Here is a 6835-nt window from a genome sequence, read left to right on the forward strand (position 1 = left end):
GTCGTGCTCGCTGCCGTTGGCTTGCCGGTTGATGATGGCGTCGCTGTGCGTGAGGCCAGTGCCGGAAAGCAGCGAATGGCCGCTGTTGGCGTCGATCAGCGCGACTTCGAAGGCGTCATCCGGGCCGCCCACCTGGTCGCCGAGGCTGGCGTTGACCACGGTGAAGGACAGGGTGTGGTCGTACTGGCCGAGGACGAAGACCTGGTTCAGACGGGTCTGGCTGGTCGCGCTCTCGGTGAGCGTGGCGGCGCCGTCGGCGAAGCTGACATCGCCCGTGGTGGTCCAGCCCAGGGCGCCGTCAAACTGGGCGTTGTCCAGTTGGCGGTTGACGGAATACTGGTACTGAACACGGGCTGGCGGCTGGGATGTTGGGCCCGTGGACCCGCTTGCGCGGGTGTAACGCGCTCTATTATCGATCGGTACGGTGAATGCAGCACCGATGGCCGTACTGGGCGCATTCGTCGTGCCGGATAGCGTGCTTAAAGCCTGCGCCGCAGGCAAACGACGCTGGCCAGTTTGCAGCGAGGCGTACATCACCGCTTCAGTCTCGGCAACACCAGACTCGTCGCCAAAGCCGAGCGCGTGGCCTAGTTCGTGTGCCAATACGGTGAGCAAGTCGAAGCGACCAAAGGCGGCGCTGCTCGCGTCAGCCTCCAGCACGCCACCAGCAGTTTGTGCAAACTCTTCGTCAGCCAGCGGCGTGGCGTCGGCAAACCAGCCGTAACCGGCTGCGTTGCGACTGAGGGTGATGACCGCCGAGCCGTCCGCGTTGGAAGTCTCCAGACCCAAAATACCGTCGGGAACGTCGCCAAAACGGATTTGCGCACTGCTCAAGCGCTCAAGTTGCACAGCGCTTAAACCTGTATGGCGCCAGTAGCTGACGGCTGCTTCCTGGATCAGGCTTAGCACGGCCGCGCCGGGTTGGGTCAAACTCTCATTGCCCGGTGCCAGAGGTAAGGGAGGCAAGGCCGAAAATAGCGGGTCGGGCATCGGCGGGTCCACCTCAATTGCCCCACCGCTCTCAATACGCAGCGTATAAGTCCCGCTAACTTTGCCGCCGTCTTTGTCTTCGACGGTAACCGTCAACGTATGATCCCCCGCATAGAGTGGGAGGAAAGTCTCAGTACGTCCTTTCACCGAGTCGTATGTCGTCCAGCTAGTACCGTCCAGCAGCCAGGTGTACTTAAGAGTCAGAGGCTCTGCGTCAATTAAACCCGGTTCATCTACCTCGGCCAAAAACGAATATGCCAAACTGCCGACACGCTGTGCGACAAATCCCTTCAACGTCGGCGGTACGTTTTCCACAAACACGTTGACGTGTGTCTCGGACTTAGCCTTCACGCTGTTACGAACCGTAACCTTCACATCAAGCCAGTCGGGATAATTGTCCTTATAGAAATACACAAGCTTCGTTTTCAACTTGCCGGGAACGCTCCTGTCGGGGAATTCGATCTTCTCCACCTGAACCGTACCCTCGCCCCAGTCAACCTCTACGTAGGGGAGTACCGAGAAATTGTGCCCCACAAAAACATCATCAAATTCAAGCTCTAATTCAACACGCCCTTCCTTAATAGTTATACCAGTACCGGGAACGGTACCATTGACCCTGATTGCCGTAATCGTAGGCTCAGCTCTATCATCAAGTTGGGCCGGATTGACCAAGCGCAAATTGTCAATCTTTATGTACTCGCCAAGTCCCGTCCCGAACATGGGCATTGCTCCGGTACGGAAAGCAAACCTTCCAACTTTGCCTCTCAGTTCCTCTGGAATCGCCACCGGCACCTCAACGGAAACCTGCCCGTGAAAACGGGGCATATTCGTGACGACTACGGGACTTCCAACAAGCTTATTGTCGGCATCATAAAAATCAACGAATAGCGAATCCTCTAATGAGACCGGCATATAGGGCACACCCACAATCCCACTGAGTCCCACGTCAACGTACATCGTGTCAGAGTACGATGGGAAGTGCTGCCAGTTATGTGCGATGACAGTATTTGGATAAAGCTTTGCAAAAAAATTGAAGTAATTCGCCTGAATGCCTTTTATTAGCACCGGCATGCCCTGATTCATCACGTTGGACTTCAGTTTGTCCAAAAGCGTTAGCGCAAGACCTGCTACAAATTTAGCTGCCATCTCCCCTATAGCTTGCGCTGAAACGGTATTTCCGAAGTGTGAACCCAGTTGCTGAGTCACCGACAAGTTTAGCGCCGCGATCTGGGCTGCATCCCACCCATCACCACTGCTACTGCCGGCCTCCTTTTCAAGAAGGACAGAGCCCGCCGCCAATATAGCGCCATACCAAGGCGAGACTCCAGCAGCGATCGCGCCCTGAATAATGGGCACAGCGATCGACTGAATTAAGGTTCTAACCATGGTCCACGACATTGAATTCCAGTAAACCTCTGTTCCGTACGCTATTTTCCTGAACAAGTCTGAATCAAAGAATGTTTCACCTTTCCAGTCCCTTGCGAGCGCCTCAACGTCAATGTTAAAACCGATTTGACTCAGATTCTGTAACCAGCCACCACTGCCGCCCTGGAGCGACCAACCGGCCGTTTCGTACCCGGTTGCAGCGGAGGGGAAACGTCCGTAGACCGGTATGCGAGTCGACTGAAAATCTCCGTTAAACACACTCGGAACTGCCTCCTTGAGGTTTCCCTTGATCGTTGAACGACCTTCATCCTCGATGTTCGCTCCTCCCGTTACGCTCTTCAGGTTCTCCAACGCTTTCTGTCCAATGCCGCCAAGATAGCTATACCCCCAGCCAATTCCTGTTCCTTCCTGCGATCGCGTATCTTTCACTTCACTTGTGTCCGTCGCTGCGATCGGTACTGGGTTGACTTTTAGGCTGGGATAGTCGGAATCGGCACTGGTAGACGTCCCATTCTCCCCGGCCCGGTACCAGGCCCTACCTGTCTCGAACGATGCCCAGTTCATATTACGGGTCGTGGCATCGGATATGATGTCGCTGATGTCTAGCTTGCGATCCAGCGGATTCCGGAAAATAAGCGGAACGTTCGGCAGCAGCGACTGAATACCAAAATCGTCATAAAACCCGGCAGAAAGATCGACCGTTCCAAGATACCAGCCAAGAACACGGTAATGCTGCTGATTCAGCCCTATTCCGAAGTTGTCGGGAGAGATCTGGATGTCCTTGTAATTAAACCCCGCCAAGCCGTTGAGGTTGATGTTGACGTCGGCGCCGAAGGCATGAAGACTGTTTACGATTGAGTTGTCGAATTTGTCTAGCGTTTCGCCGGTGTCTATGCTTCGTCCGTTAAAAGTGTACGACATCCGGTAAGGGATCGGCCCCCACGGTAATCCAGCCTTGCCCAGATTCTGATAATAATTATCGAAGAAACCAATATTTGACCACCGGTTTATGATCGGATCGGAATAGTCGCCGTACTCGATTTTGCCGAAACCCAATCGGTTCGCCCATCGTGACGTGAAGCCTAAAACTTCGCTCAACCGATAGACTAGAGGCATGGGGGGCTTGATCCGCCCCGCAGCTAATGCCTGCTCCACCTGCTTCTTCCATTCCTTCCCTTTCGCCGGCGCGCGAGAGAGAATGTCATGGACCGTTCTTAGCTCGGCGAGTAGTGTGCCGATGCTGACACTGAGCGGCTGCTGTATGAAATCGTGCGGGTCGAGCGTCGTAAAGTGGATATTATTCACCTCTGGCTTGTACTTGCCGAAGCGTTGAACCACTTCGCTGTTGACAGAGGCGCCGCGGCCAAAACCAATAAAATGCAAGGGCGAGCTAAAAACACTTCCTCCAATATCGGTATCTAGCCTGTTCAGCCCGGCAAACAGCGCATCGGCTGCAGCTTCAGAGAAACCCGAATCGGCAATGCTGGAATCAAGAATCCAGTTGGCGATCAGGACGAGCGGTTTACCCTTGACCTGATCAATCGTGGGTTCCGCAAGCAAGTGACCTGCCGCATCACGCACATTTGAATAGAAAAGCTTCCAACCCATGGTGTTTGGCTGGTAGACAAAGACCGCCCCCTCTCCGCGCTTGGCAATGGCCATCCCGAGTGCAAGCATTTCCGGGATGTCGGTAGTGACATCCGCTTCACCTGCGACTTTGATGGTCGAGTCATGCGTGATGACCGTCACGTTAGCGAAATGACTATTGGTCTCATCAAGAATCGGTGCCGTAACCAGGGCTCCAGATTCGCGCGACTTTCGCCCCGTCACGCTGGTGGCCTCGACGCCCCAGTAGTAGTGCTGACCTGCCGTCAAATAAACGTCATTGGGAATTTGATAGCTCTTTTCGCCCGCCGCGAACGAGCCGATCTCGGCCTCAGTGAGCTTTCTGGTAAACACCCGCGCAAAATCCTTGACATCACCCTCAAACAGGCCCTCTCCGGGCGGGAAGGTGCTGATGGTGAGCGTGACTTCGCTGGCGGCTTCCTTTAACTTGAACTTAACAACATGCGATTCGGACGTCGACCCAAATACAAGTGCCTTAGTCAAATCCACACTATCATGCGCCGACTCGATGTCGGACACCCAGCCTGAGGTAAGACTCCCGAGGACGCCAAGGTCCTGCTTGACCGGCACCACCACCTGGGTTCCGTTGACGCGATCGACCGGATTGGGTTTTTTGGAATTTTGCCTGGTGATTGAATTGGCCTCGGCGGCCACGATGAGGTCAGCCAGATTCCAGGTCAGCAGTCCGCTACTGGGCGGAGGTTCGTCACCGATGGTTGGCCAATAGCGCAGATCGGCCATCAGGGACTTGCCGTCTTCACTGACATGCAGACGGCTGAAATTCCCTCCAATGACCGGCGTCGTCGCGCCCAGATACTCCGCCTTGCCAAACGGATCCTTGATGATACCGATCTTGCCGCCCATCTGCCCGGGCGCCGTATAGTAGTCACGAATCAGCGTCTCTTCGTTGGCATTTAGGTCAAAGAAGTAGTCGGCGACCAGCGCGTATTCGATGCCATTCCTGACGACCAGCGCTGGCGACTGCGCGCGCTGGATGTTGAGCTTATAGGGGTCGTCGAGGCGGGTGTCGCCGGGCAGAACCCCGGACATGCGGATTTGCGTGAACGGTGGACTGCTGGTCGGGCTGTCGCTCATACGGCCGTCGGGGAGCAGATCGATGCTCACCGCCGCCAGTCCGGCGTTGGTATCCTGGCCGTCGGAGAGCAGAAAACGCAAGTGATTGTTCTTGACTCCCGCCCCGGAAATAAACTGTGGTGCGCGACCCTGGTCCGCCGGAATCTCAATCTGAACGACCGCATTGGTCGCATAGACTACGCCGCTCATGGAAACGACCAGCGCATCGAGGTCCACCACAAATACTTTGCCGCTCTTGCCCCTGCTGCGCTGTCCATACGTAAATAAGGGGTCTTCGGCCGCCGGGGCGGTGACCGCTAGATACGACCGCTGCGGCCCCTGAACCACTGCGAGATCGAGATAGCCGCGTGGCACGGGGTCGGGATCGCCGTAGGGCGTGGGGTGGCCGCTGAGCGACTCAGGCAGCTTGATTTCCTGCAGCACCAGGTAGGCACCATGGCGTGGGTTGATATTGATGCGCATCAGGCGGTGATTGCTGCCGGCGAAGCCGCCTTCGGCCACGTACAACCAGTCATCGGCAACCGCCAGTGCAGAAATATTGCTGGTCCCGACAGAAACCGTTTGCACCAGGCGCAGGGTCGCCGTATCCATGATGTGGATATCGCCGCGCCCGCCGGCGATAAACATCAGCGTTTTATCGAGATTGAAGGCGATCTGGTCGGTATGGCTGCCGGGGGCCAGTACCGGGCCGCTCGGGTCGTCAGCGTAAAACAACTCCTTGACCAGGACCTTGTCCTTGAAGATTAAGAGCTTTTGCGCTTGCGAGACGACATCGAAATTCGTTTGTCCATCGATCTGCGCGCTGGCCGCCTCGCCATCGGCGACCCAGCTCAGTTTTCCGAAATCATACATATCCGTCGTCTGCACCAGGCGTTGCACGGTCAGCGTATGCAAACTCAGGGCCACGCCAGGCGGGATGTAGAAATCTACGGTGATACTTGTTTGGCCCGGTTCGACGAGTTGCAGGTCGGTCCCATCCAGGGTGAACAGTTTCGCCCATTCGACCAGCGGTTTGTCCATTATCGGAATAACGTCATCCTCCCATTGGTCGGAACTCGCATGGCCGTTCTCGTCAATGTCCAGAGTCTCAGGCGAAAGCCAGAAGCGCAGGGCGACCGGTTGCGGCCCCATGCTCTCGAGGGTGGTTGGTGCCAGATTCTCGACGGTCACGCGCAGCTTGTCGCCCACCATCTCCATTTTGCTGATCTGCACATCGCTGGTCGTGATGGGCTCTGTCGAGCGCGGGTTACTGATCGATAGGGCGAAATCATCGCCGATCCGGTCGATCTTAATCGGTTCCACCTGGTAGGCGCCGGCATACTGCCGCTGGATTCTATAGATATCAGTGGTTATGGATAGGAAGCCGACATCAAACCCCAGAACACCGTTGAAAACGAGGTTGTCAGCCATGACCATGAAGTCGAACCCCCAGCCCGACACCTTGACCGCGCCGGTCCCCTTATCGAAGGTTGTCTTGACACACAGCCAATCGCCGTTCGAACTCACCCCGTTATACGGCGGACTCGCTGTCCTGGCGACCAGTTGCCCGGTACTGGCATCGGTCTGCACAAAGCCGTTATCAAGAACCCACCACTTCGGCTGCATCACCCCATTGATGTCCGGCGCCATCCCGCGGCGCAGGAAGAGCACCTCGTCACCCTCCGCAACGCCACTGGTGTCCTGCAGAGTCAGCGACAGTTGCACCGGAACCGTCGTCTTCGCATCACCGAGTTCGAGA

Annotated in this window: 1 pseudogene; it reads right to left on the reverse strand. The window is 56.2% G+C overall.

The window, feature by feature from the left end:
* Positions 1-6835 (reverse strand): annotated as a pseudogene (locus Q1J43_RS01100) (hypothetical protein); the annotation flags it as partial.

The sequence above is a fragment of the Propionivibrio sp. genome (genome assembly GCF_029255185.1).
GTDB lineage: Bacteria > Pseudomonadota > Gammaproteobacteria > Burkholderiales > Rhodocyclaceae > Propionivibrio.